The sequence below is a fragment of the Bifidobacterium apri genome, assembly GCF_009299485.1.
Lineage (GTDB): Bacteria > Actinomycetota > Actinomycetes > Actinomycetales > Bifidobacteriaceae > Bifidobacterium > Bifidobacterium apri.
On sequence record NZ_WBSO01000012.1, the window covers coordinates 62,634 to 89,506 of the forward strand.

Consider the following 26,873-nt stretch of genomic DNA (forward strand, 5'->3'; position numbering starts at 1 on the left):
CTTGGCATACGCGACTGAGCTGTTGTCGCATCGCCTGACGCCTGCCCGGTGACGCTGCGCTGCACCGCCCGTCCGGCGGCCACCCCTCTACAAACTGGTTACGCTGACGACGGTCTTAGCGTAGCCGGTTTGTGTATGGGCGGTCGCTCTTCTGCAAACTGGTTACGCTGGCGGCGGTTTCAGCGTAGCGAGTTTGTATAAGGGCGGCCAGTCTTCTGCAAACTGGTTACGCTGACGATGGCCTCTGCGTAGCCAGTTTGTGTATGGGCGGTCGCTCTTCTGCAAACTGGTTACGTTGACGGCGGTTTCAGCGTAGCGAGTTTGTGGAAGGGCGGCGGCCAGTCTTCTGCAAACTGGTTACGCTGACGACGGTCTGAGCGTAGCGAGTTTGTGGAAGGGCGGTCGCTCTTCTGCAAACTGGTTACGCTGGCGGTGGTCTTTGCGTAGCCGGTTTGTGAGAGGGCGGTCGCTCTTCTGCAAACTGGTTACGCTGACGACGGTTTGAGCGTAGCTAGTTTGTGGAAGAGTGGCCGCCGACGCAGGCTCACTGTTCGTGCGCGAGCTCGTATTGCGCCAGATCAAGGATGGTGTGCCATTCGTCCGGCGCCAACTGGGGTGGAATCAACGCCATCTGCTGATACGGGTCGTCGGCGAGCACACGACCGGCGAAATCCCGCAGCTGACGCCATTGCCCGCGCCTGATGAGCTGAGCCGCATACGCGTCGGCCATCGGCTCGATGTCACTGTGCTCGCTGAGCATGCGGTCAGCCTGGTCGTCTTCGCCGCACATACGCAACACGTCGTGCTGCAGCAGAAGCATCGACATATCAAACTGTTCGCGGATACCGCTTGCGGATACATCAACCAGATTCCCCTCGGAATCCATCATGAGATTGCCCGCCGGATCATCCCGGTCGTTGGAACGAATATCACGTTCGACCGATGCCATGGTCGCCTGCGCCCGATCGATGGCATCGTAGACGAACACCCGCGTGTCATCCCATTGGGCGAACGGCAGCGAACACGCGATGAGTTGGACCATTTGCACCGGGTTGAACCGAAAATCCTCCTGACAGGCGGCTGAAACGATTTCGGAGAGCGCTTGCCCTCCGGTGACCGGATCGGCATGCTGGGCCACACTGTCGAAGTAGATGCGCGTCTCGTCAATCAGGCGTTTGAGATAGGACAGCCCTTCGCCTTCCCGATCGGCGATGCTGCCGAGGAATGAGGATGTCGTGGTCAGCGCGGTGGCGAGATTACCGGCGGCGTCGCGCCATCTGGTGCTCATCAGCGCGTTCCCGACCACTGCTTCGACCCCGGACAAGGCTCCGGTGCTGTAGTAGAACGTCGGCATGTCCGCGCGATTGATGCCGTCGCTGCCGTCCGCCTGCGGGGTGGGGCTGAGCGAATCCATCGCCCGAAGATACCAGCGGATCGGCGCATCGATGGTTTGCTTCGCCTCTTCAGGAGGCGCAACGGGGATGTTTTCGCGCTCGACGTCATCGCTCTGCGCGTCATCGTGGATGGAGCGATCCCACAGGAAGGTCGGTCCCTGCAAACCGGAATGGTTCAGCAAGTCGTTGGCGAAGTCTCGCAATGCTTCGAAATGTTGGGGTGGTGTCGTGGGTTCGGGTTCGGTCATGCCGGTCCTTCTCATGTCGGTTGGTTCAAGCATAGCCGACTGGTGAGTATTGCGCGATGGTTTGTCTGCCTGTCGCCCGCGGCGCGCGTTCGCACAGTAGAGTGGTGAGGGCATATGATCCAGGAAACGGAGATGTGATGGCCCGAACCCCCAACTCGTCCGCGCCCGCAGCCAGGCCGAAACGCAGACGCCTGTTGTCTGGCCTGCTTGCGGCATTGCTGATGATTGTCGCCGTGCTGGGAACGGTGGCGCGGGCGTTGCCTGCCGATTTGCAAGCTTTGCCGTACGTCCCGGTCGTCGTTTCGCTCGCCCCGTGGTTTGCACTGATTGCTGCGCTGGCGTTGCTGCTCGCGTTGTTCTCGAATCGTTGGATCGTGGCGTTGGTCGCTTTGGCGTGCGTCGCCGCTCAAGTATGGTGGCAGTCGCCGTTCTTCCGCCCCCAACAGGCGTTGTCCCAGGCGGCGGTGAGTGCGGTCGGGCAGGCTCATGCCGTGACTGGCGACCATTATGCGCGGGTGATGACGCTGAACGTGTTCAAGGGGCAGGCCGATCCCCAGGCGGTGGTTGATTTGGTGCGTGACGAGCGTGTCGAAGTGCTGGCCTTGCAAGAGACGACGGACGCTTTTGTCAAACAGTTGGAAGCGGATGGGATCGGCGATTATCTGCCGTACTCGCAAGTCTCATCATCTGACGGCGTGTATGGCAACGGGCTGTGGTCTGCTGTGGCTCTTGACCGCCCGGTTGATGATGAGGTCAATTCCAGCGCCTCGTTTATGCCTGCGGGGACGGTCGATATGGGCGGTACGCCCGTGCGGTTCATTTCCGTGCACACCACGTCTCCTCAGCCGGGGTATTGGTCCCAATGGAACAGGGCGTTGAACGAGCTGTCGCTCATGCAGCAGAAGACGGGTACCGCGTATGTGATGATGGGTGATTTCAACGCCACGTACGACCATGCGGTTTTTCGTGATGTGTTGGGTTCGCGATTCTCTGATGCAGCGCGGCAGGCAGGGCATGGGCTGGTGTTTACATGGCCGGCGAACCGTACCGGCGTGCCGACATTCGCCGGTATTGACCATATTGTGATTGACCGCGGTATGGTCGCTGGGCAGGTGCAGTCAAAGCACGTCAACGGTTCCGACCACGCTGCGCTGCTTGCTACGTTGCAAGTATCCTGACCGGATCCGATGCTCCTGCGGTGTGATGCCGGCAGCGCACCGCGTGCACCAGGAGACGCGGACATGGTACTCGCGTTTTCGAGTGTCGTGGCGGCGCTGGATGCCGGCCGCACGCCGTGACATGGGGAATGAAACGCCGGTGCAGCAGGCTCGTGTTGCCTTGCCACACCGGCGTTGTTGACGGATTATTCCAGGTTGGATTGGGTTCCTGCGGTCTGGGCGGTTTGCGCTTGCTGCGCTTGGGCGGCGTCCAGCTTGGCACGCACCTGATCGAGCAGGCTCTGGGCGCGCTTGGCCAACGCCTCGCCAAGCTCCCACTGCCGCATGGACTGGTCGAGATCCAGCCCGCCCGCTTCGAGCGCCTGCACCGCCTGGATCAGCTGGTCGCGCGCCTGCTCATATGACATGGACGCGATGCGCTCGCGTTCCTCTTGCGTCAGGCTTGATGCGGCGTGCTGTGCGGTGCTCTGTTCGTCTGTCGTTTCCTGTGCCATGTGTTCCTCCCTGATGTGGTGCGGTGTTGTCTCGGAATGGCGTGGGCTTGTTGCTTCCTTGCGGATAAGGCGCATGCTGGATTCCGTCCCAACGTTCCTGATGCCGATGGTAGCCGGGGCAGTGGATGTCTCGGGATTCGAGGCGGCGATGCGCTGTGGGCGACATATGCGGGCGACGGGCATCATCGGGCGGCGGGCATCATCAGGCGACAGACATCAGACGACAGACATCGGGCGATGATCGGAACATGCCGGAATCACGCTGGTTTCGAGGTGGCTTCCAGCCGTCGTTATGATGGAGTCGCAGTAGTCTGGAGCCGATTTCACAAGGAGCATCCGATGAGCCTGTTCTATACCCCCGATCGCGCCAAAGTCGGCGATGTCATCCCGTTTTTCGATCAGCGCACCGCAAGGTTTCGCAATTTCTATCTGAAGAATTGGAACCCTGACGTGCCGCGTGACCAGGTGCAGTTCGGCTGGCACCTGATGTCTGACACCCATGCAGACAGCATCGAGGATACGCCGGTCGGCATTCTCGGCGGTACGGGGTCGGTCGTCGATGTTGACGGTGTGTACCATCTGTTCTATTGCGTGTTCGAGAACGACCCGCAGCGCCAATGGATTCGTCATGCCGTCAGTGATGATCTGATGCATTGGAACGACGTCGGCGAGCCTTTCGGGCCGGATGTGTCTTTCTATGAGCCGACTGATTGGCGCGATCCCTTTGTGTTCTTCAATGAGGATGAAGGGCGTTGGTGGATGCTGGTTGCCGCGCGTCGGGCCGGCGGCAGCGACCGGAACGGGTGCGTGGGATTGTGCGTGTCCGATGATCTGATGCATTGGCGGTGTGAACGGCCGCTGTATGCGCCGGATGTGCATATGTCCGCTTATGAATGCCCGGATATGTTCCGGATGGGCGAGTGGTGGTATCTGGTGTTTTCCAATTACACCGACGGATTCGCCACCTATTACCGGATGGCGCGTTCGCCGCGCGGGCCGTGGCTCCGCCCGGTGATCGACACGTTCGATTCACGAGCGTTCTATGCGGCGAAAACCGGCTTCGACGGTACGAATCGTTTCATATTCGGCTGGAACCCCACTCGTGGCGAGAATGGCTGGGATTTCGACCCGAGCGCGGAGTATGGGGCGGATTACCGGACCTGGAATTGGGGCGGTTCGATGGTGGTCCATCAACTGGTCCAGCATGCGGACGGCACCTTGGGCGTCGCGCCTGCGGGGGATTTGCCGGCGGTGTTGCATCGTGCCGATCATGAGGCGATCGCCGTCGAGCCGGTGCCGGTACAAGGCGATTGGCATCGCGATAACGGCGGGAATGGCGGGTGGACCGGTTCCGGCGACGGGTTCGCCGCCGCCCTTGGAGCGGGAATGCCGGATGCCGGATATGTTGCCGCGACCCTGTCATACGATGGGCAGCCAGCGAGATTCGGTCTCATGTTGCATACGGACGAACGATTGTCTGACGGCTATTACCTGTCTTTCGACCCCCTGCACAGCCGGATTGAATGGCGCAGCGGGCTCAGGATGCATGAGCGCGGCGGCCAGCTGTTCCCCTACGCGGTGGAAATGGAGCGGACATTCCTGATGGAACCAGGCAAACGCTACCGTGTCGAGCTGTTTGTCGACGGTTCGACGGCGGTGATGTACGTGAACCGCGACGCCGCGTTCAGCATGCGACTCTACGACCGGCGTCCCGGCAAGTTCGGCTGGTTCGTGGAGCACGGCACGGTGCACGTGTCTGACGTGTCGGTGTTGGGACTGTAAGGCGGAACCGCAACGCCAACACGCGGACGGCTCCTCGACGTCCGGATCTGATGCCGGAGCCGCCCATGGCGGATGAACAACGGCATCGGGCACGCGAAACGGTTGGGAAGATCGCTTCGCGCGCCCGATGCCGGTCGGGGAGAGGTCAGTCGGTGTCGGGCGCGTTGTCCGCCGGGCCGATAGCATTGGCCAGCAACGCGCCCTCGCGGAGGGTGATGGTCAACTGGTCGCCCTGCCGCACGTCGACCGGATCGTCAAGAACGCGGCCGTTCGCGGTCTGCACCACGGCATACCCGCGGTTGAGCGTGGCCTGCGGGCTGAGTGCGGTGAGGCTGGCATGCAGTTTCTCCACGGTCATACTCGCGTCGTCAACGATGCGGATCAGGCCTTGCCGCATTCGCAGCACGGCGTCATCAACAGTGCGCTGGTATGGGTCGAGCATCGTGTGCGGATGCGTCAGACTTGGCCGGTTCGCATAGCCTTCGATCAGCCGCTGTTCGTTGCTGACCATGGATTCCATCCGCAGGTTCATGCGCTGCCAGGCGTTGGTCACCAGTTGCCATTGTTCGTGCACGTCGGGTACGACCTTTTTCGCAGCGTCGGTCGGTGTCGAGGCACGCAGGTCGGCTGCCAGATCGATCAGCGTCCAATCGTCTTCGTGCCCGACGGCGGAAACGATGGGCTTGCGGCAAGCCGCCGTGGCGCGGACCACGGCTTCGTCGGAGAAACCGATCAGGTCTTCGAAGCTGCCGCCGCCGCGGGCGACGATGATGACGTCCACGCGCGGATCGTCGTCGAGCTTGCGGATGGCTTGGACGACTTCCGGCGGGCATTGGGCGCCTTGGACATGAACGTGTTCGATCACGAAGTCCACGGCCGGCCAGCGCAGGTTCACATTCGTGATGACATCGCCTTCGGCACGTGCCTGCGGGGCGCAGATCAGGCCAATGCACTTGGGAAACTCCGGCAGCGGGATTTTGTTCTCGGCGTCGAACAGGCCCTCGCCTTTGAGCTTCTTGCGCAATTCGTCAATCTGCGCTTTGAGGTCGCCGGCTCCCACGCGTCGGATATCGTCGGCGACAAAGCTCAGACGCGTCTGTTTGGGCCACACGTTCGGCTTGCCGTGGATGACGACGCGTTCGCCTTGCCTGAATTCCCGTGCCATGGCGACGAAACGGCTGTACCCCATGACGGACATGGAGATGTCCTGCTCGTTGTCGCGCAGCGTAATGAATCCGGAAGTGCTGCGGCGCATATTGATTTCGACGATCTGGCCTTCGACCCAGGAAGCGGGCCAGCGTTCGACCGCATCATGGTACTTCTGGCTCAGTACGCTGACCGGCCAGGGGTTTTCTGCGGTGGTGTCGCGCGCCAAGCGCGGCAGCTGGTCCAACGGTTTTGGCGCGCCTGCGGGAGATTGACGCTGCAGAGCGAGCTCATTGCCGTTGCCGTGGGGCGCCATGCCGTAGCCGTATGCGGTGTTCTGATTCTCATACCCGTACCCTTGCATGCTTGCCCTTCCTTCCGCGGGGTGTGGCTGGCTCGTCCTGCGCGTGTCTGTGGCGTGCCGTTGCCTTGTCTGCCTGGCAGGATCGGCCTTGCCCTGCGTGTCAATGGCTTCTACTGTCGCGCATCGAAAGGACAATGCATCTGCGCGCGCGCCCGCGTATACCACTGTTTTTCGCAGGATGGTGGCGTGTCGGAATCGACACGCTGAGGCGGCGGCGTAATCTTCATCACATTTTCCGATTATCGGCGGAATGATGCGGATTGCTACTATATCTGGTGTGACACGCGTCAGAGATGCACTACATCTCGTGGTACAGTCGATGTGGCAAATGCAGAACAAGAAAGGCCGGGAGGTGCCCGGCCGAGGGAAAGGACGGAACCCAATGGACATGCAGGTTCTTGATGCTCCGCGGACCGCCACCCCGGACAGCGATACGGCAGACACCGTCGCGGAAGGGACGTCGGATATGAGCAAGGTGCTCGTCGAGAAGCGTGACGGACGAATCGTCGAATTCGACCCGATCAACATCATCAGCGCCGTCAAGTCCGCCTTCAAGGATCTTGACAAGGAGATCGGACCGGAAGAGGAGCAGCTCATCCGCGACCTCGCCAACCAGGTCGAAGGCGAAATCAAGGAACGCTACAACGGTCCCGCCAAGATCGAGGACATCCAGAACCTTGTCGAACACGGCCTCATCGAAGATCACCTGTATGAGGTCGCCCGCAACTATACGAACTACCGCCTCAACAAGGACATCGAGCGCGCCAAGGCCACCGATATCAATGAAGCGGTCAGCCGCCTGGTCAACCGTGACGAATCCCTCGTGCGTGAGAACGCGAACAAGGACTCCAATGTCTACGCCACGCAGCGCGATTTGCTCGCCGGCGCCGTCTCCAAGGCATCCGCGTTCTCCATGCTGCCTGACGCCGTGTCGAACGCCCATATGAAGGGCGACATCCATTTCCACGACGCCGATTATTCGCCATTCACCGCGATGACCAACTGCTCGTTGCCAGATTTCGGCGATATGCTCGCCCACGGCTTCGAACTCGGCAACGCGATGATGGACTCCCCGAAGTCCATCGGCACCGCCGCCACGCAGATCACGCAGATCATCAAGGATATCGCCGGCGCCCAGTACGGCGGCCAGACCGTCAACCGCGCCGATGAGATGCTGGAGCCGTACGCGAAGCTCGACTATGAGAAGCATCTGAAGATGGCCCACGCCATGTTCCCCGACGACATGCCGATCGAGGCCGCACAGACCGTCGTGCGTGGCCTCAAGGAACAGGAACCGTCCGGGCTGCATTTCGAGAACCGCGCGCCGCTGCCCGACGACGTGCCGTTCGACACGGATGCCGACCCGATCCAGCAGATCCGTGAGGTCTACGCGAAGCTCATGACCCGCAAGGCGATCTACGACGCCATGCAGACCATGGAATACCAGATCAACTCCAACCGCGTGTCCAACGGTCAGACCCCGTTCGTCACCGTCGGTTTCGGCCTGGGCACCTCCTGGTTCGCCCGCGAGATCCAGCGTTCCATTCTGCTCAACCGCATCCGCGGCTTGGGCAAGGATCGCCACACCGCGATCTTCCCGAAGCTCGTGTTCACCATCAAACATGGCATCAACGCCGACCCGGGCGACCCGAACTACGACATGAAGCAGCTGGCGCTCGAGTGCTCCACTAAGCGCATGTACCCGGATGTCGTGTTCTACGACAACATCGTCAAGATCACCGGCTCCTTCAAAGCCCCGATGGGCTGCCGTTCCTTCCTGCAAGGCTGGATCGACCCCAAAACCGGCAAGGACGTCGAAGACGGCCGCATGAACCTCGGTGTCGTTACCGTCAACGTGCCGCGTATCGCCCTCGAATCCCACGGCGACAAGGATCGCTTCTGGAAACTGTTCGACGAGCGCATGGAAGTCGCCCACCAGGCGTTGCAGTTCCGCATCATGCGCTGCAAGCAGGCCACCCCGGTCAACGCGCCGACCCTGTTCCGCTATGGCGCATTCGGACGTCTCGGCGCCAACGACAACGTCGATCAGCTGTTCCGCAATGAACGCGCCACGGTGTCCCTCGGGTACATCGGTCTGTATGAGGCGACCGCGGTGTTCTACGGCAAGGATTGGATGCGCGACCACAGCTGGGATCCGGAAGGCAAGGAGTTCGCGCTGTCCATCGTCAAGCGCATGAACCAGCTGTGCAAGCAGTGGTGCAAGGCCGAAGGCTACCATTACTCCGTGTACTCCACGCCGGCGGAAAGCCTCACTGACCGCTTCAACCGCATGGACCGTGAGAAGTTCGGTCGCGTTGAAGGCGTGACCGACCACGATTTCTACACCAACTCCTTCCACTATCCGGTGTGGCTGTCCCCGACGCCGATGGAGAAGCTCGACTACGAGAAGGACTTCCCCTACTACGCGTCCGGCGGGTTCATCAACTACTGCGAATTCCCGTGCCTGCAGGACAATCCGAAGGCGCTCGAAGCCGTGTGGGATTACGCCTACAAGATCGGCATCGGCTACCTGGGTACCAACACACCGATCGACCACTGCTTCGTGTGCGGCTTCCAAGGCGACTTCGAACCGACCGAAGAAGGCTTCAAATGCCCTGAATGCGGCAACTCCGATCCGGACAAGTGCAATGTCACCAAGCGCACCTGCGGATACCTGGGCAACCCCGTCCAGCGCCCGATGGTGCACGGCCGTCACGAGGAGATCGCCCACCGCGTCAAGCATATGAGCGGCGAAACCGGGCATGTGACGCTCAAGGACGGTTCCGAACGCGAATGGTTCGAGGAGACCAAGTAACCAGACAGGTCGAGTGACCTGAGCCACTGCGTCGCCTGACGGCATCCCGCCGGAAGACGCGCACAGACATCAACCGATGACGGCCGTGATGCATCCGCACGCGGCCGTCATCGCCGTGTGGGGAGGCCATGACGGCATGCCCGGAAAGCACCAAGGAGCGCAGAAGACTGATGACAGCAACGACATTGCATGATTTCGCGGCGGGGGAGGTCGATCGCGGCCCGTTCATCCCGACCAACCGGTCGAACAACCCGAAGGCAGGGCAGTGGACGAACCGGATGAGCCACAACATGATCGCCGACTACAAACGGTTCCTCATGACCGACGGCGAAGGCATCCGCTGCTCGTTGTACGTGTCCGGATGCCCGTTCCATTGCGTGGAATGCTACAACAAATCCATTTGGGATTTCCAAGCCGGCCATGAATACAACGACGCGCTCGAAGCGCAAATCATGGACGACCTGTCCCAATCCTATGTGCAAGGCATCACCTTCCTCGGCGGCGAGCCCCTGCTCAATACGGGCGTGCTCCTGCCGCTCGCGCGAAAAATCCGCGAACGCTTCGGCCATACGAAAGACATCTGGTGCTGGACCGGCTACACGTGGGAAGAACTCATGCGCCCCGGCGAAACCCAGGACAAGCTCGACCTGCTCCACGAGATCGACATCCTCGTCGACGGCCGATATATCAAGGATCTGCACGATTCGCTGCTGCAATTCCGCGGGTCGAGCAACCAGCGGATCATCGACGTGCCCAAGTCCTTCGCCGCCGGAAAACCGGTGATCTGGAGCAAATTGCACGACCAGGAGCGCTTCATCCCCGAAATCTACGGCAAGGACCGTGCCGCCGGTGAAGGCAACGACAGCATCTCCTCCGAACACTGAAAACCGGATACTGAAAACCGGCTACTGAAAACCGGACGCCTTGCCCGGCATGGCCGCTGAGGGTAACTGACATGATGAAACGAATCGGATACATGCTGTACGCGATGTCACTGAGCGTCGTCGTTCTTGCGATAGCCGCACTGTTCCTGCTCGTGGAAAACACGATGGTCACCCTGATCTGGGATGTATGGGCCACCCGCATACCGGTACGGTGGGCGTTCTCGCTGCCGGTCGCGGCAGCGGGCACCGCGCTGCTGGTGTGCGGGAAGCGACGCTGGGGTGATATTCCGCACACCACGCGTGAGGTCATCGGAGCGCTCAAACGCGGCGAACCGATCGACTACCACACCGCGTGGCGCGATCTGCTCATCGCCCTGATCATCCTCGCCGCAGGCGCCGGGGTCGGCCCGGAAGCCTCGCTTATGGGCGCGGTTATCGCGTATTCCGTTTGGCAATGCGACAAGCTGCGGTATCTGCGTGCGCATGAGCAGGACATTCTCGCCGCTCCGATTGGCAGACGATTGCTGATGCTGTACCATCCGACGCGATGGATCCAAGCCGCGCATGACACTGCCGATGCACCGCGAGTCATCCGTGTTTGCGCAGCCAACAGCATCATCGTCATCGTGATGTTCATCGGTATGACGACCATGCCCAGATTCTCCGATGCTGGTATGGACACACTCGCATTCTGGCGGAGCACATGGGTGGTGCTGCCGCTCGCGGCGTACGCGCTCGTCGTCGCAGGGGTGTGCGCACTGGTCAGGGAAGGCATCCGGGTGGTGTCACGGCGCCTCGACTTCCCGATGACCGCACGGCTGTTGGCCGGGGGAGCGCTGGTCGCGCTCGTCGTCACCGTGATGCCGGTCCTGTCCACCTCGGGCCAGCATCAGATCCACACGATCGGCACCCTGTCCGCCACACTCGGTGCCGGCGCGTTGTTCGCGCTCGCCGCCTGCAAACTCCTGTTCGCCCAGTGGTGCATCGAATGCCGGTGGACGGGCGGTGACATCTTCCCGATCATGTTCGCCGCACTGCTGCACGGCTGTGCGGTCGCCAAACTGGTGCCGTGCTGGCAGCCGGTGGTCGTGGTCATGACGGTCGCCTTCTGCACCGCCATCGTCTTGATCGGCAACGCCCCACTCGCAGGCGTCCTGATGGCCTTGTTCTTCCCCGTCAAACTCTTGCCATTGGAACTGGCGGTCACCGTCATGGCTTGGGGAGCGATGCAAGCGGCGAACGCCGTTCGCACCGCGGCACAATCCAAGGCGACGAAACGCCGGGTGGCCGGTGCGCGGCGATGACAGACCGGGCGTCGATAGCTTCAATCCGCCGCGACAGGCGACGGGGCTTTCGCCACACGCGTATCGTTTCGCTGGAGGCGAGTTGTGCTGACGTGCGTATGCGTTAGCATTCACTAGAGGATATTCGGCCGGATCCACCCGCGCGACCGTTGCGTCACGCCGTCACGGCCGACAAAGAATGAGGTATAGATGACCAAGCAGGGAGAACATGCCATGACCGACAAGAGCGTGCGCAAGCCGTTGCGCGTCGGTCTCGACATCGGATCGACCACAGTCAAAGCGGTGGTGCTCGACCAAAGCGACACGCTTGACGGTGTGCTGTTCTCCGACTACCGCCGGCATCACGCGAATGTGCGAGCCACCGTCGCCGGTCTGCTCGAAGACATCCGGACGAGACTTGACGAGCTCGGTCGGGGCGACGAACCGATTCGCTTGGCGATCACCGGTTCTGGCGGCCTGACGCTTGCCGACAACATGCATGTGCCGTTCATCCAGGAGGTCATCGCCGAAACCCGTGCGATCGACCAGGAGATCCCGCAGGCCGATGTCATCATCGAGCTCGGCGGCGAGGACGCGAAAATCACCTATCTCAAGCCGACTCCGGAGCAGCGGATGAACGGTTCGTGCGCAGGCGGCACCGGCGCGTTCATCGACCAGATGGCGACCCTGCTGGACACGGACGCGGCTGGTCTCAACGAGATGGCCAAGCACTACCAGACCTTGTACCCGATCGCTTCACGCTGTGGCGTGTTCGCGAAATCCGATTTGCAGCCGCTGATCAACGACGGCGCGGCGAAACCCGATTTGGCCGCCTCGATTTTCACCGCGGTCGCCACGCAGACCATCGCCGGTCTCGCTTCCGGCAGACCGATCCACGGCAATGTCGTCTTCCTCGGCGGACCGCTGTTCTTCATGTCCGAGCTGCGCGAAGCCTTCCACCGCGCCCTCGACGGCAAAGTCGACCAGTTCATCACCCCGTCCGACGCCCACCTGTATGTCGCGTTCGGCGCCGCGCTCATCGCCGGTGACGACAATGACGATGAGGATACCGGCACCGCCACCATCGCCGAACCGCGAACCTGCGCGCAGATCCTCGACGATCTCGAACGGCTGAAGAACCTGCCGAGCAATACGAAGACCATGCCGCCGCTGTTCCCCACCGAGGCGGATCGTGAGGCGTTCAACGCCCGCCACCATCGTGAACACGTGCATGTGGGGACCCTGGAAGGTGCCAAAGGGCCGCACTTCCTCGGTATCGACGCCGGCTCGACCACCATCAAGGCGACTCTGGTCAACGACGACCGTGAAATCGTATGGTCATCCTACGCCACCAACGAAGGCAGCCCGTTGACCGCGGCCGTCAATATCGTCAAACGCATCCAAGCGCAACTGCCTGCGGATGCGTGGATCGCGCGCTCCTGCGCGACCGGATACGGCGAAGGCCTGATCTCCACCGGCCTGCACCTGGATGAAGGCGTCGTCGAAACGATGGCGCATTATCGCGGGGCGGAAATGGTCAGCCCCGGCGTCACCGCAGTCATCGACATCGGCGGCCAAGACATGAAATACCTTGCCATCAACGACGGGGTCATCGATTCGATCGCCGTCAATGAGGCGTGCTCTTCCGGCTGCGGTTCCTTCCTGCAGACCTTCGCCCAGTCCATGGGGCTGAGCATCGAGGAATTCACGCAAAAAGCCCTGAATTCCACGCATCCGGTGGATTTGGGCTCGCGTTGCACGGTATTCATGAACTCCTCCGTCAAGCAGGCGCAGAAAGAAGGCGCCTCCATCGAGGACATCGCCGCCGGCCTGTGCTATTCGGTCGTGCGCAACGCGTTGTATAAGGTCATCAAACTGCGTGACGCCGACGCGCTCGGCGACACGGTCGTCGTCCAGGGCGGCACCTTCCTCAACGACGCCGTGTTGCGCGCCTTCGAACTGCTTACCAAGCGCGAAGTCACCCGACCGAACATCGCCGGCCTGATGGGCGCGTACGGCGCCGCCCTGACCGCCCGCATGCACTATGTCGACGCGGCCGATGACGATCCTTCCGCCGCGCACACCCGTTCCAGCATCCTCACCGGCGACGCCCTCGACAACCTGTCGATGACCACGTCCCGCGACGTGTGCAAACTGTGCCAGAACCACTGCAAGCTCACCATCACGACCTTCCAGGACGGTTCGCGCTATGTGACCGGCAACCGGTGCGAACGCGGCGGCGATGCGAAAAAGCAGCGCTCCGACCGCCCCAACCTGTACGACTACAAGTACAAGCGTTGCTTCGCCTACCGGCGTCTGACCGACAAGAAGGCGACCCGCGGAGAAATCGGCATCCCGCGCGTGCTCAACATGTACGAGAACTACCCGTTCTGGTTCACCCTGCTGACCAATCTCGGCTTCAAGGTCATCATCTCCGGGCGTTCCAACCACGAGCTGTTTGAAACCGGCATCGAATCCATCGCCTCTGAGAACATCTGCTACCCGGCCAAACTCGTGCACGGTCATATCAAATGGCTGCTCAACAAGGGTGTCAAGACGATCTTCTACCCGTGCGTGAGCTACGAGGAGAACCTCGTACCCAACACCGACAACCACTACAACTGCCCGGTCGTGGCGAACTACCCGGTCGTCATCGGCGCGAATATGCCCGAACTGCGCGAACCCGGCATCCGCTACATGCGCCCCTACTTCAACTTGGCCAACCATGAGCTCATGGCCAAGCGCATCGTCGAAGAATTCGCGTGGGCGAACGTGACGATGGAGGAGGCGCAGCAAGCGGTCAAGGCGGCGTACGCAGAAGACAAGCTGTTCAAGCATGATGTCCAGCAGGAGGGCCTGCGTGCGCTCGCCTACATGAAAGAGCACAACTGCCACGGCATCGTGCTTGCCGGACGTCCCTACCACATCGACCCGGAAGTCAACCATGGCATTCCCGAAACCATCTGCTCGCTTGGCATGGTCGTTCTGTCCGAGGATTCCATCTGCGAACTGCAGCCGGGTGAAGACCTGCATCTGAGCGAATACCTGAGCGCCGGCGAGAAGGACCCGCGCGCGAAGGACGCCGCAGGATTCCGTGAGGTCGGCGACCGCAAAGTCACCCGCATGCCCCTGCGCGTGCAGAACCAGTGGGCGTACCATGCCCGCCTGTACTCGGCGGCACGCTTCGTATCCTCCTACCCGGGGCTTGAACTCGTGCAGCTCAACTCCTTCGGATGCGGGCTTGACGCCATCACCACCGACCAGGTCAGCGAAATCCTCGCCGACAAAGCCGACGTGTACACCGTGCTCAAAATCGACGAAGTCAGCAATCTCGGCGCCGCGAAGATCCGTCTGCGCTCGCTCAAAGCCGCCGTCGAGGAGCGTGAACGGAACGCCAAACGCCACAGTGACGACCACGATGCCGGATTCCGCCACACCGGCGGCCCCGCGCCAACTCCGGGACGCCAGGCGATGCTCGACGCCGTGATGGCGGGCAACCCCAAGCTCACCGAAGCGGTCAAGCAGGCGTCACGCCGCGCGGCAGCTCCGGCGGCATCCCAGCAGGATGCCACGAAGACCGGCGCGACAAGCATGAAACGCCCCGCATCCGCACGCAATGAAGCCACCATGACCCGCTACGCGCACAAGGTCCGCTTCGAGAAATCCATGCGTGACTACACTATCGTCTGCCCGCAGATGAGCCCGGTGCACTTCTCGCTGGTCGAATCCGTCATCCGCTCCGGAGGATACAAGTTCGACGTGCTCAAACACGCCAGCAACGAGGATGTCGAAACCGGCCTCAAATACGTCAACAACGATGCCTGCTATCCTGCGATCATGGTTGTCGGCCAGCTGGTGGACGCCATCATCCAAGGCAAATACGATCCGGACCATGTGGCGCTCGCCATTTCCCAGACCGGCGGCATGTGCCGAGCCACGAACTATTACGGCTTGATCCGCAAGGCGTTGATCGACGCCGGATACCCGCAGATTCCGGTTATCGCGCTGAGTTTCCAAGGGTTGGAAAGCAATCCTGGATTCAAAGCCACGCCGGCGATGCTGGAACGTGCCGGCAAGGCGCTCGTCTACGGTGATCTGCTGATGAAATGCCTGTACCGCGTCCGCCCGTACGAGGCGGAGCCGGGCAGCGCGAACGCCCTGTACGAGCAGTGGGACACCATTCTGAGCGAAACCATCGAGCACCATGGGTATTCCAAGACCGCCAAGCGTGTGTACGGCAAGGGGTACTGGCTGTACCCGCAGCTGTTGAAGAAGATCGTGCGCACCTTCGACGAGCTGCCGCTCAAGGATATCCCGCGCAAGCCGCGTGTCGGCGTTGTCGGCGAGATTCTTGTCAAGTATCATCCGGATGCCAACAACCATGTCGTCGACCAGATTGAGGCGCAAGGCTGCGAAGCCGTGGTGCCGGGCATCGTCGAGTTCATGACCCAGCACCCCTACACCGACAAGTGGAATGAGGACCATCTGGGCACCGGCGGCAGCCAGACCATGGACGCGATCATGCGCTGGGCGCTCAACCGCGGGCTCAACCCGGTGCGTCGCGCCATCGCCACCGCGCACGGCAAGTTCAGCCAGGACGAACGCATGGAGCAGCTGGTGAAAACCGCTGATGAAGTCACGTCCGTCGGCGTGCAGGCCGGCGAAGGCTGGCTGCTGACCGCCGAGATCATCGAGCTGATCGAGTCTGGGTGCCCGAACATCGTGTGCGCGCAGCCCTTTGCGTGCCTGCCGAACCACGTGACCGGGCGAGGCATGTTCGGCAAGATCCGCCGCCTGTATCCGCAGGCCAACATCGTGTCGATCGATTACGATCCGGGCGCCTCGGAGGCGAACCAGCTCAACCGTTTGAAGCTGATGATCGCCGCCGCCAAGAAGAATCACAAGGCGCATCTCGATGAGCCGATGCACGGCCGGGCAAGCGGGCGTGCCGGCGAGAGCGGGACGACCGCGCCGTCGCCGGACGCGCCGGCGCCGCTGTCTACGGCAGATTGAATGATTCTGGCGTCGGCCGATAGGTGCCGGCGCCAGGCATACGCGGTACGCCCGGCGCGTGGGGGAGTGCGCTCCACATCGCTGCTCCGCATCGTTACCTCGCGCCTCGCCTCGCCGCGGCACGCGGTTCCCGCCAGCATTGCCACGTCGCGGATTGTCTGTGGTCGCTGTCCTCGGCACGGTTCGCTGTCCGCTCGTTCCGTCGGCGGCAATGACTGAACGAACTGAACGCGTGACTTGCCGCAAGCGGAATCGAATCAAGCGGCATCACATCAGGCGGCATCAGACCAGGCGAAGAACTACAAGGCGCTATCAGTTTTTCGTAGAGCTGAGGGCGCGGCAATCCGCGCGTGGCGGTCCCATATCGTTTACGATGGCAGCATGAGCACACCACGCATCAGCTACGCGCATATGAATGCCACCGTCAATCCCAAGCATGTCGACAGCCTGGTTCGTTTCTTCGAAAGCGGCGCCAAACCGGAACGGCAGGATGGGTACGGTGTGGAAATCGAGCATCTGCCCGTTCGCAACGGCACCGACCAGGCGGTCAACTATTACGAGCCGAACGGGATCGAGGTCCTGCTCAATCGCTTGCGCCCCTATTACGATGCCGACAAAGAGTATTGGGAGAACGGCCATCTGGTAGGTCTCGCCCGTAAAGGAATCTCCATCTCCCTGGAACCGGGCGCCCAAGTCGAATGCTCGATTGGTGTGCTGCACAGCCCGCAGGAACTGGCCGTCGAATACGGTCGCTTCCGCAAGGAAATCAATCCGATTCTCGACGCGCTGGACTTCCGCCTAATCAACTACGGCTACCAGCCGAACACCAGCTATGCCGACATTCCGGTCAACCCCAAGAGCCGGTACGAGGCGATGACCGATTATCTGGGGCGTGTCGGACAGTATGGCCTGTGCATGATGCGCGGTTCGGCGTCCACACAGGTGAGCATCGACTATCAAAATGAGCAGGACGCCATCCGCAAGCTGCGCGTGGGGACGGCGATCGGCCCGATTCTCGCGTGGTTCTTCCGCAACACTCCGTATTTCGAGGGCACCGAGAACCCGTTCCCGCTGCTGCGCCAGCGTATGTGGGATTTCCTTGACTGCCAGCGCACGAACCTGATCCCCGGGTTGTACGATGACCGGTTCGGCTGGGAGGATTATGCGGTGGACGTGTTGAGCACCCCGATGATGTTCGCCGACCTGACGCACACCCCCGAGGCTGAAGGGCTGCCTGACGCCCAGAAGCATCGCGCCGCGTTCCGCGACAACGCCGAAGAGATCTACCCGGATCGCGAGCTCAACGCGTATGAGGTCAATCATGTGCTGTCCACGCATTTCAACGATGTTCGCCTGAAGAATTTCATCGAATTGCGGCATTGGGATTCCCTGCCGATCGAACGCGCCCAACGGCTGACGGAAATCATCGGTTCCCTGTTCTACGACGACGGGAACCTCGGCCGTCTGACATCGTATTTCGATGGTCTGAGCGATCTTGACGTGCTGGAAGCGAAGGCGAACGTGCAGGCGCATGGCAGTGAGGCGACGCCGTATGGGCAGCCGCTTGACTTCTGGCAGGAGTTCCTCGGATTGGAGGGGCTGCTTGCCGACGTACCGGGGGACCCCGCCCACCCTGACGTGTTCCAGGCCTGAAAGCGGCGCTCGGGTTTTCCGTTCGCGCCGATACACTCGGGCGTATGGAAACTCAGCGAAGCAAGCGGATCCGCAAACCACCCCAGGAACGTCGATGCGAGGTGCTGAACGCTGCGGTCGAGCTCATCAGCGAACGTGGGTTCAACGGCATGTCCGTACAGGATGTCGCTGACCGGGTCGGCATTTCCAAGCAGGGCGTGCTGCGGTATGTCGGCAGCAAGGACAATATGCTGGCGATGGTGTATCACGAATACTACAATGCGATCGGCAGTCCCGAGGAGTTCCGCGTCTCCGGACTGCCGGGCAGCGGACCGGGCGCGATGCTGTTCCCTGCGTATCTGCGATTCCTGGTGCAGTGCAATGCGCAGCGGCGTATGCTGGTGCAGCTGTTTTCCATGCTTCAGGTCGAATCATTCAATCCACGGCATCCGCTGCATGAGGAGTTCGCCCGTCGGCCGGAAGCGATATGGCAGTATTACAGCGGATTCACATGGGATATTCCGCAGTGGGTGGGGCAGTGGGAAGATATGCGCCCGCTGGTCCGCCGCGCGATGGAGATCATGGACGGCGTGCAGTTGCGTTGGCTGCGCGAACCGGCGATTGACTTGTGTGAGGAATGGGCGGCGATGGAGGATGTGCTGTTTCCGCTGCCGCTGTGGGAGGGGTACCGCTGAACCGTCGTGGGTTCGGCGGTACCGAACTCCGTATATGGTTGGTGTGCAAACGCGCGATTGTTGTCGCTCGTTGTCGCTATATGGCCGTTGTCACCTAGAGGGATGCCATCTATGCGACGGTGAACGTGGCGCGTTTGAGGTCCGTGCGGCGGCTCGAATGGCCGATCAGCACCTCGAACTCGCCGGGCTCTACGAATCTGTGGGCGTCCTGGTCGACGATGGTGCAGTCGGCCACCGGAATGTCGAAGGCCACGGTCGTGGTTTCGCCCGGTTTGAGGTGCACGCGCCGGAACGCTTTGAGTTCGCGGTCGGTCCAGCTGTATGAGGTGACGATGTCGCCGATATACAGCTGAACAACTTCGGTGCCTGCCCGGTCGCCGGTATTGGTCAGCGTGATTTCGGCGTGTACGGTGTCATCCACGGTGAACGTTCCGCAGGCCGGGGTGTTGGTGATGGCTGGCTCGCCGTAGTCGAAGGTGGTGTAGCTCAGTCCTTCACCGAACGCGAATGCCGGGTCCTGTGTGAGATCGGCGTAGCGGTTGCCGTGTTGGCCGCGAATCTGGTTGTAATACACCGGCAGCTGCCCGGCGTGACGCGGGAAGGTGATGGGAAGCCTGCCGCTGGGATCGGTGAGGCCGAGGATGATTTCGGCGATCGCCTGCCCGCCTTTCATTCCCGGGTTGGGCGCCCACAGGAACGCGCTGACGCCGTCTGCTGTGGATTCGTCCACGATCACGCCGTTGCCGCCGATCACGCATGCGGGCATGACTTGCGGTTTGGAGCTCATCAGCACGACGACCAGCGGTGTGCCGGTCTCGCGTGCCACATTGCTGAGCGCTTCGAGCATGGCGTTCTGGCCGCCGAGCAGTTCCAAGGTTGCGGTCGAGCAGGTTTCCCCGACCAGTTGCACGACGTCGCCGACGACGGCGACGATGAGATCGCTCTGGCGGGCGTTGTCCACGGCCTCGTCGAGCAGGTGCTGGTCGACGGGGGCGCTGACGGCGAGTTTCGGGCGCGGCTGGCCGTCGGGGAAGTATGCACCTTCCGGGTCATCGACCAGGTCGATGATGTTCGCACCGCGGGAATAGGTGATGTCGCAGCCTTGCGGGGCGAGTTGTTTGAATCCGTCGAGGATTGTGGTGATCATGCCGCGCGGCTGGCCGTCGGGCATCCAGGTGACTTGGCCGGAGTTGCCCGCCCAGTCGCCCAGCTGGTTCTGGGCGTCGTCGGCAAGCGGGCCGATGACGGCGATGCGTTTGCCGGCGGCGGCGAACGGCAGCGCCCCGTTGTTGTTCAGCAGCACTGTGGATTCGCGGGCGATGCGCAGATTGAGGTTCTGGTGGGCGTCGCAGCCGACGACTTCCTTGATGCGCCGCTCATCGGGCAATCGGGGGTCTTCGAACAGGCCGAGACGGAACTTGAGCGCGAGGATGCGGCTCACTGCGGCGTCGATCAGTGACTCGTCCAGCAAACCGGCGTGCACGGCTTCGATGGCGCCGTCGTAGAACTGCGGCGTGGTCATGATCAGGTCGTTGCCGGCTTTGACCGCGTCTGCGGCGGCATGCACATAATCGGCTTTGACTTTCTGCTCCCACACCGCGCGACCGACGTTGTCCCAGTCGGTGATCAGCGTGCCTTGGTAGTTCCAATCCCCGCGCAGCTTTTCGGAGAGCAGCCAGTGGTTGAACGTGACCGGTACGCCGTCGATGGATTCGTAGCCGAGCATGAAGGTGCCGCAGCCTTCTTTGGCGACCCGTTCGAACGGCGGCAGGAACCATGATTCGAGTTTGCGATGGGACAGGTCGGCTTCGGAAGCGTCACGGCCGCCTTGGGTTTCGCTGTAGCCGGCGAAATGCTTGGCGCATGCGAGGATGGCGTTGCGGGCGAGCGGCTCGCCGGCTTTGGCTCCGCCTTGGTAGCCCTTGATGATGGCGGAGGCCATGTCGCCGATCAGGGTCGGGTCTTCTCCGAAGGTTTCGTCCACACGGCCCCATCGGGTGTCTCGGGCGATGCACAGCACAGGGGAGAAGGTCCAGTGCACGCCGGTGGCGGAGACCTCTTCGGCGGTCGCGCGGCCGACTGCCTGCACTGCTGCGGGGTCCCAGCTGGCCGCCATGCCCAGTTGCGAGGGGAAGATGGTGGCTCCCGGCCAGAAGGAGTATCCGTGGATGCAATCGTCGCCGATGAGCAGCGGGATGCCGAGACGCGTTCTGGTGCTTACGGTTTCGACGGCACGCGGCAGGTCCGCAGGGCTGGTGTGCAGAATCGAGCCGACATGTTTGGCAACGATCAGATCGTCGAGGTCGCCGTTGCGGGCGTCGAGTTGCATCATCTGGCCGACCTTCTCTTCGAGGGTCATGCGTCCGAGCAGGTCGGCGATACGTTGCGGTGTCGGCAGTTCTGGGTTTCGGTAGGGAAGGTCGTCGGTCATGACGGTTCGCTTTCTTCATCGAGGCGGATTTAGTTACCAACTGGTAGTTTAGTGGTTCGGTCATGATGTGACAAGCGGCGCGGGCGTGTTCGCGGGTCTTCTGGCCGTCGGGAATCACGGGGGATTCGAAGACTGTGCCGTGTTTCCTTGGGATTGCTGCAAACGGACCGGTCCCGCCAGCGTGTCAAAGGGCGGGCGGAGGTGTCGTCGCCAGGCGGCGATGAGCCCTTGCGGGTGAGTTGGTGCTGTAATATGCCGCAGGGCAGGGTTGGTGGCGGTAACCGTGCGAACGGTACCAAGAGGTGCCATGTGCGAGTCGTTCGGCTGTGGGGAAGCCGCATGCCGACGATAAACCGGTTCGACACGCCGAATGTTGCATATGCAACTGTTGTATGGAGCACCTATTACCATCAACATTCGGAACGTCCGTGTCAATACATCACGGCAACCGCAAGCGTCCTGCATCACATCCATCATTCGGGCAGCCTCACAGGGGGAGGGAAGAACATGGCATACGACATCAATCAGCCTGACGTCGCGCCCGCCGTCTGTCGCGATGACGGCAAGCCCGGGCCCGGCTGCAGCCCGGCACCCGATCGGATCACCCTGGGAGTGGAAATCCAGCGGCTCGGCAGAGCGGTCCGCCGGTATCTCGGGTTGACGATGCCTGCTAGCGCGCGCGAAGCGACAGACGGCAACGCCAGCATCATCATGTTCCTTGACCGCCATCGCGGCGATGAGATATTCCAGCACGATATCGAAACCCGCTTTTGCATCACCCGGTCCACTGCCTCACGCGTGCTGACCCGCATGGAACACAAAGGGCTGATCATCCGCAAACCGGTCGCCCGCGACGCCAGGCTCAAACGCATCGTGCTCACCCAAAAAGCCGACCGGATTGTCGCCGATCTCGCCGCCAACGGAAACCGCGCAGAAACCTCCCTCACCGTAGGTTTTACGCCCGACGAGCTCGCCCGGTTGCGCGACTATCTCGCACGGATGCATCACAATATGGACACTGCGCTCGACACCGCCGCCCGGTCTCAAGCCACGCGGGCGCCAGCGCGGTCCACGGACCATCCGGAACCGTCACCGGCAGTCAGCCAACTTGCCGCAAGCATCATCCACTATGACCGCAACACCATCAAGGAAGGAAAGGAACGCAACCAGTGACCACACGACAACTCACCGTCACACGTGACGCCGCTGACGTGCCGGCGAAACCCACGCACGTCATCCGAACGCTGCTGCACAGCCTGCGCGAATACAAGAAGGAAAGCATCCTCACCCCGATTACCGTCGCCGTCGAAGCGATTATGGAAATCATCATCCCCACCGTCATGGCGAACCTCATCGACCAAGGCATCACCGGAGGCTCCATGCCGAAAGTTTGGAAGTTCGGTCTGATCCTCTTCCTGTGCGCACTCGTCTCCTTCGCCGCCGGCACGCTCGCCGGCCGTTTCGCCGCCGTCGCCTCCGCAGGCTTTGCGAAGAACCTCCGCCACGACGTGTTCGCCAAAGTGCAGGGCTTCAGCTTCACGAACATCGACCGGTTCTCCACCGGCTCGATCATCACACGCAGCACAACCGACGTGACCAACCTGCAGAACTCCTACCAGATGATCATCCGCGTCGGCATGCGCGCCCCGGTCATGATGATCGCCGCATGGATCTGCTCGTTCCGCATCAGCAAACAGATTTCGCTCGTATTCCTCATACTCGTCCCGATTCTGGGCGTTGCGCTGGTTGCGCTGGCCGCTTTTGTGCACCCTGTATTCGAACGCGTCTTCCACACATACGACAAACTCAACAATGATGTGGATGAGAATCTGCAAGGCATCCGCGTGGTCAAATCATATAACCGCGAAGACCATGAAATCGCGAAATTCGGCCGCATTTCCCGTGCCATCTATCGCGATTTCGTCAAGGCGGAACGTGTGATGAGCTTCAACGCCCCGTTGATGGACGCGTGCATCTACATCGCGCTGCTCGCCGTGTCCTGGATGGGCGCGCAGCAAATCGTCGCCTCCGGCAACAACGCGGCGAACGGCTTGACAACCGGCGACCTGACCGCGCTCGTAACCTATGCGCTGCAGATTCTGATGGCGCTCATGATGATTTCCATGGTCTTCGTGATGTTCATCATCTCGCAGGCGTCAGCCGAACGCATCTGCCAGGTGCTGCAGGAACGCAGCACGGTCACCGACCCCGAGCATCCCATCACCCAGGTGCCGGACGGCTCCATCGAGTTCGACCACGTCACCTTCCGCTATTCGCATCGGTCGGAGAAACCGGTGCTCGACGACATCAACCTCACGATCCCCTCAGGCGCCGTGGTCGGTATCATCGGCGGCACAGGCTCGTCGAAATCTAGCCTGGTGCAGCTGATCCCACGCTTGTACGACGTCACCGGCGGATCGTTCAAGGTCGGCGGCCATGATGTGCGCGAATACGACCTGCAGACGCTGCGCGACCAGGTCGCGATGGTACTGCAGAAAAACGTGCTGTTCAGCGGCACGATCGCTGAGAACCTGCGATGGGGCAACCCCGATGCCACCGACGAGCAGATCCGCCACGCCGCGCAAATCGCCCAGGCGGACAGCTTCGTCCAGGAATTCCCTGACAAGTACGACACCATGATCGAGCAGGGCGGCACGAATGTATCCGGCGGCCAACGCCAGCGCCTGTGCATCGCCCGTGCACTGCTGAAACACCCGAAAATCCTGATTCTGGATGATTCCACCAGCGCGGTCGACACCAAAACCGACCAGCTGATCCGCGAGGGACTGCGGTCCGAAGCGCCTGAAGTCACGAAAATCATCATCGCCCAGCGGCTGAGCTCCGTGCAGGACGCCGACATCATCCTGGTCATGGCGGGCGGCCGCATCATGGACAAAGGCACGCATGGGCAATTGTTGAAGACCAGTGACGAGTACCGCGCGATTTACGAACTGCAGACGAAGAACCATGGTGAGGAGCAGTCGGCGGATGCGTCGGCGGATGCGTCGGTGGACGCACCGACCGCAATCGCCAATGATCTGACCGCAGGCGACACCGCCGCTCAGCAGAAAGGAGAGGCACGATGAGCGCAGAACAGACCGCAACATCCACGAATGCTGACGTCCGCCCCATCCCGACGGACGTTCACGCCGACGAGCCGGCATCCGCCAACGATGCTATGGCATCCCGGAAGCGTGCGAAAGTCCCACGCGGCACCGTCAAACGGCTGTGGGGCTACATCGCGCAATACCCGGTGCGCCTGACCATCGTCATCCTGTCCATCATCGCGTCCGCGGCCGCGCAGGCGCTGTCCATCGCGTTCCTGCAGCGGCTTGTCGACACGTACATCATCCCGCTGGTCGCCGCATCGCACCCCGATTGGGGGCCGCTCATCCGCGCGCTCACCCTGCTCGCCATCATGTATGCGGTCGGCACCTTCTGCGCGTGGCTGTGGGGCTGGCTGATCATCGACATCGAGCAAGGCACGCTCAAGAAAATCCGCGATGATATGTTCGCCCACCAGCAGCGCCTGCCGATCCGCTACTTCGACACCCACGAACATGGCGACGTGATGAGCCGATACACCAACGACACCGACACCCTGCGGCAGGCGATTTCGCAGTCCTTCCCGCAGATGTTCGCCTCGCTGCTGTCCGCGCTCGCATCCCTGATCGCGATGATGTGGCTGTCCGTGCCGTTCGCGCTGTTCACCCTCGTATTCGCGATCGTCCTCTTCGTGCTCGTCAACAAGCTCGTCGCTCGTTCAGGCGCCCAGTTCGTGCGCCAGCAGCGTGTGCTCGGCGATGTGAACGGCTTCGTCGAGGAATCGGTCAACGGGCAGAAAGTCATCAAGGTGTTCAACCATGAGGATGCCACGCAACGCGAATTCGACCGCCGCAACGAGGAACTGTTCGACGCAGCCGCCCAAGCCAACACCTACGGCAACATCACCATGCCGATTGTCAACAATTCCGGGTATCTGCTCTATGTCGCCACGGCTGTTCTCGGCGCGTGGGCGGGACTGTCCGGCCTGCCGAACTTCGGGTTCAGCGGCGTCGGCACGATGACCCTCGGCACGGTGATCGCCATGCTCACCCTGTCACGCGGATTCATCAACCCGCTCGGTCAGGTCTCCATGCAGTTCACGATGGTCATGATGGCGCTCGCTGGCGCCTCGCGTATCTTCGCGCTGATGGACGAGCCGGTGGAGGCTGACGGCGGTACGGTCACGCTGGTCAACGTCGAGCTGGGCGAAGATGGACGCACGATGACGGAAACCGACAAGGATACGCAGCATTGGGCGTGGAAGCGGACGGCGGATGATGACGGTACACGCTCGCTTGCCGCGGCCGCCAAACTGCGTGGCCAGGCCCGTGAGGTCGCCGCCAAAGCGAAGCAGAGCGCAATCACGTCGCCGGACGGCCGGTACACGCTGCTGCGTGGTGATGTGCGCTTCACCGACGTGACCTTCGGATACAACCCGTCCAAGCCGGTGTTGCATGACATCACATGGTTCGCCAAGCCCGGCCAGAAGATCGCGCTGGTTGGTGCGACGGGTGCGGGCAAGACCACGGTCACGAACCTCATCAACCGCTTCTATGATATTCAGGAAGGCCAGATTCTGTATGACGGCATCGACGTGCGTAACATCCGCAAGCCGGATCTGCGGCGTTCGCTGGGTATCGTGTTGCAGGATGTGAATCTGTTCACCGGTACGGTGATGGACAACATTCGCTATGGGCGGTTGGACGCCACGGATGAGGAGTGCATCGAGGCGGCGAAGCTCACCAATGCGGACGGCTTCATCCGCATGCTGCCGAACGGCTACCAGACTGTGCTCTCCGGTGACGGGTCGGGCCTGTCGCAGGGGCAGCGTCAGTTGATTTCGATTGCACGCGCTGCTGTGGCCGATCCGCCGGCTATGATCCTGGACGAGGCGACCAGCTCGATTGATACCCGCACCGAAGAGGTCGTGCAGGCTGGTATGGACGCCTTGATGAAGGGCCGCACGGTTTTCGTGATCGCGCACCGGTTGTCCACCGTCCGCAATGCGGACGTGATTATGGTACTCGACCACGGCCGGATCATCGAACGCGGCAACCACGATGAGCTCATTGCCCAGCGTGGCGAGTACTACCAGCTGTACACCGGAGCGCTCGAGCTCGAGTAGTGTGCGACCCGGGCGGTGGCGTACCGCCCCGCGCTCTCCAACCCTCTGCTGACGCTGACCCCCCTGCCAGCGTCAGCAGAGGGTTTCGTGTTATACAAACTGGTTACGCTGGTCGGCTCGTGGGCGTAGCTGGTTTGTGAAAGGGCGGACGCGATGGGGTATGGGGTCAGGGGATGGGGTTGTTGTTGTGCAAACTGGTTACGCTGGGTGGCTTGTGGGCGTAGCTGGTTTGTGATGGGGCCGACGTGATGGGGGATGGGGACGGCGGTTGGTGTTGTTGTGCAAACTGGTTACGCTGGGTGGCTTGTGGGCGTAGCTGGTTTGTGATGGGGCAGGCGCGATGG

Annotated in this window: 15 protein-coding genes; 11 read left to right on the forward strand and 4 right to left on the reverse strand. The window is 61.7% G+C overall.

Annotated elements, in window-relative coordinates:
* Positions 1-544: 544 nt before the first annotated feature.
* Positions 545-1,642 (reverse strand): hypothetical protein, encoded by a 1,098-nt coding sequence (locus tag DSM100238_RS07275; RefSeq protein ID WP_152356009.1) that lies wholly within the window; start codon positions 1,640-1,642, stop codon positions 545-547.
* A gap of 137 nt (positions 1,643-1,779) precedes the next feature.
* Between DSM100238_RS07275 and DSM100238_RS07280 the strand changes: the two genes are divergently transcribed.
* Complete coding sequence (locus DSM100238_RS07280) at positions 1,780-2,820, forward strand: endonuclease/exonuclease/phosphatase family protein (RefSeq protein WP_152356010.1); 1,041 nt, start codon at positions 1,780-1,782, stop codon at positions 2,818-2,820.
* A gap of 185 nt (positions 2,821-3,005) precedes the next feature.
* On the opposite strand, the gene DSM100238_RS07285 is transcribed toward DSM100238_RS07280, so the two are convergent.
* Positions 3,006-3,314 carry an exodeoxyribonuclease VII small subunit gene (locus DSM100238_RS07285; RefSeq protein WP_152356011.1) on the reverse strand — a complete coding sequence of 103 codons (309 nt, stop codon included), beginning with the start codon at positions 3,312-3,314 and terminating at the stop codon, positions 3,006-3,008.
* A 339-nt stretch (positions 3,315-3,653) separates the two neighbouring features.
* On the opposite strand from DSM100238_RS07285, the gene DSM100238_RS07290 reads away from it, so the two are divergent.
* A complete protein-coding gene (locus DSM100238_RS07290) occupies positions 3,654-5,096 on the forward strand; it encodes a glycoside hydrolase family 32 protein (protein ID WP_152356012.1) in 1,443 nt (480 codons plus the stop codon).
* A gap of 145 nt (positions 5,097-5,241) precedes the next feature.
* Here DSM100238_RS07290 and xseA read toward each other — a convergent pair whose 3' ends face one another.
* Positions 5,242-6,606 carry an exodeoxyribonuclease VII large subunit gene (xseA, locus tag DSM100238_RS07295; RefSeq protein ID WP_152356013.1) on the reverse strand — a complete coding sequence of 455 codons (1,365 nt, stop codon included), beginning with the start codon at positions 6,604-6,606 and terminating at the stop codon, positions 5,242-5,244.
* A gap of 388 nt (positions 6,607-6,994) precedes the next feature.
* On the opposite strand from xseA, the gene nrdD reads away from it, so the two are divergent.
* The 6 genes from nrdD (at position 6,995) to DSM100238_RS07325 (ending at position 18,928) form a co-directional block, all read left to right on the forward strand.
* Positions 6,995-9,421 carry an anaerobic ribonucleoside-triphosphate reductase gene (gene nrdD, locus DSM100238_RS07300; RefSeq protein WP_152356027.1) on the forward strand — a complete coding sequence of 809 codons (2,427 nt, stop codon included), beginning with the start codon at positions 6,995-6,997 and terminating at the stop codon, positions 9,419-9,421.
* A 170-nt stretch (positions 9,422-9,591) separates the two neighbouring features.
* Positions 9,592-10,305, forward strand: a complete 714-nt coding sequence (gene nrdG / locus DSM100238_RS07305; protein WP_152356014.1) for an anaerobic ribonucleoside-triphosphate reductase activating protein — start codon at positions 9,592-9,594, stop codon at positions 10,303-10,305.
* A 71-nt stretch (positions 10,306-10,376) separates the two neighbouring features.
* Positions 10,377-11,609, forward strand: a complete 1,233-nt coding sequence (locus DSM100238_RS07310) for a chloride channel protein (RefSeq protein WP_152356015.1) — start codon at positions 10,377-10,379, stop codon at positions 11,607-11,609.
* 189 nt (positions 11,610-11,798) lie between these two features.
* Positions 11,799-16,601, forward strand: a complete 4,803-nt coding sequence (locus DSM100238_RS07315) for an acyl-CoA dehydratase activase-related protein (RefSeq protein ID WP_152356016.1) — start codon at positions 11,799-11,801, stop codon at positions 16,599-16,601.
* Positions 16,602-16,982: 381 nt separating this feature from the next.
* Positions 16,983-18,254 carry a glutamate-cysteine ligase family protein gene (locus DSM100238_RS07320; protein WP_152356017.1) on the forward strand — a complete coding sequence of 424 codons (1,272 nt, stop codon included), beginning with the start codon at positions 16,983-16,985 and terminating at the stop codon, positions 18,252-18,254.
* Between the two features lie 44 nt (positions 18,255-18,298).
* Positions 18,299-18,928, forward strand: coding sequence for a TetR/AcrR family transcriptional regulator (locus tag DSM100238_RS07325; protein ID WP_152356018.1), 630 nt, complete (start codon positions 18,299-18,301; stop codon positions 18,926-18,928).
* Positions 18,929-19,037: 109 nt separating this feature from the next.
* Here DSM100238_RS07325 and DSM100238_RS07330 read toward each other — a convergent pair whose 3' ends face one another.
* Positions 19,038-21,359, reverse strand: coding sequence for a glycoside hydrolase family 3 N-terminal domain-containing protein (locus tag DSM100238_RS07330; protein ID WP_152356019.1), 2,322 nt, complete (start codon positions 21,357-21,359; stop codon positions 19,038-19,040).
* Positions 21,360-21,866: 507 nt separating this feature from the next.
* On the opposite strand from DSM100238_RS07330, the gene DSM100238_RS07335 reads away from it, so the two are divergent.
* The 3 genes from DSM100238_RS07335 to DSM100238_RS07345 all read left to right on the forward strand — a co-directional run bounded on the left by DSM100238_RS07335 (position 21,867) and on the right by DSM100238_RS07345 (position 26,529).
* Positions 21,867-22,532, forward strand: coding sequence for a MarR family winged helix-turn-helix transcriptional regulator (locus tag DSM100238_RS07335; RefSeq protein WP_240812399.1), 666 nt, complete (start codon positions 21,867-21,869; stop codon positions 22,530-22,532).
* Positions 22,529-24,445 (forward strand): ABC transporter ATP-binding protein, encoded by a 1,917-nt coding sequence (locus DSM100238_RS07340; protein ID WP_152356020.1) that lies wholly within the window; start codon positions 22,529-22,531, stop codon positions 24,443-24,445. The genes DSM100238_RS07335 and DSM100238_RS07340 overlap by 4 nt, the downstream gene beginning before the upstream one ends.
* Positions 24,446-24,537: 92 nt before the next feature.
* Entirely contained in the window at positions 24,538-26,529 is a 1,992-nt protein-coding gene (locus DSM100238_RS07345) for an ABC transporter ATP-binding protein (RefSeq protein ID WP_152356029.1), read from the forward strand.
* Positions 26,530-26,873: the final 344 nt, after the last annotated feature.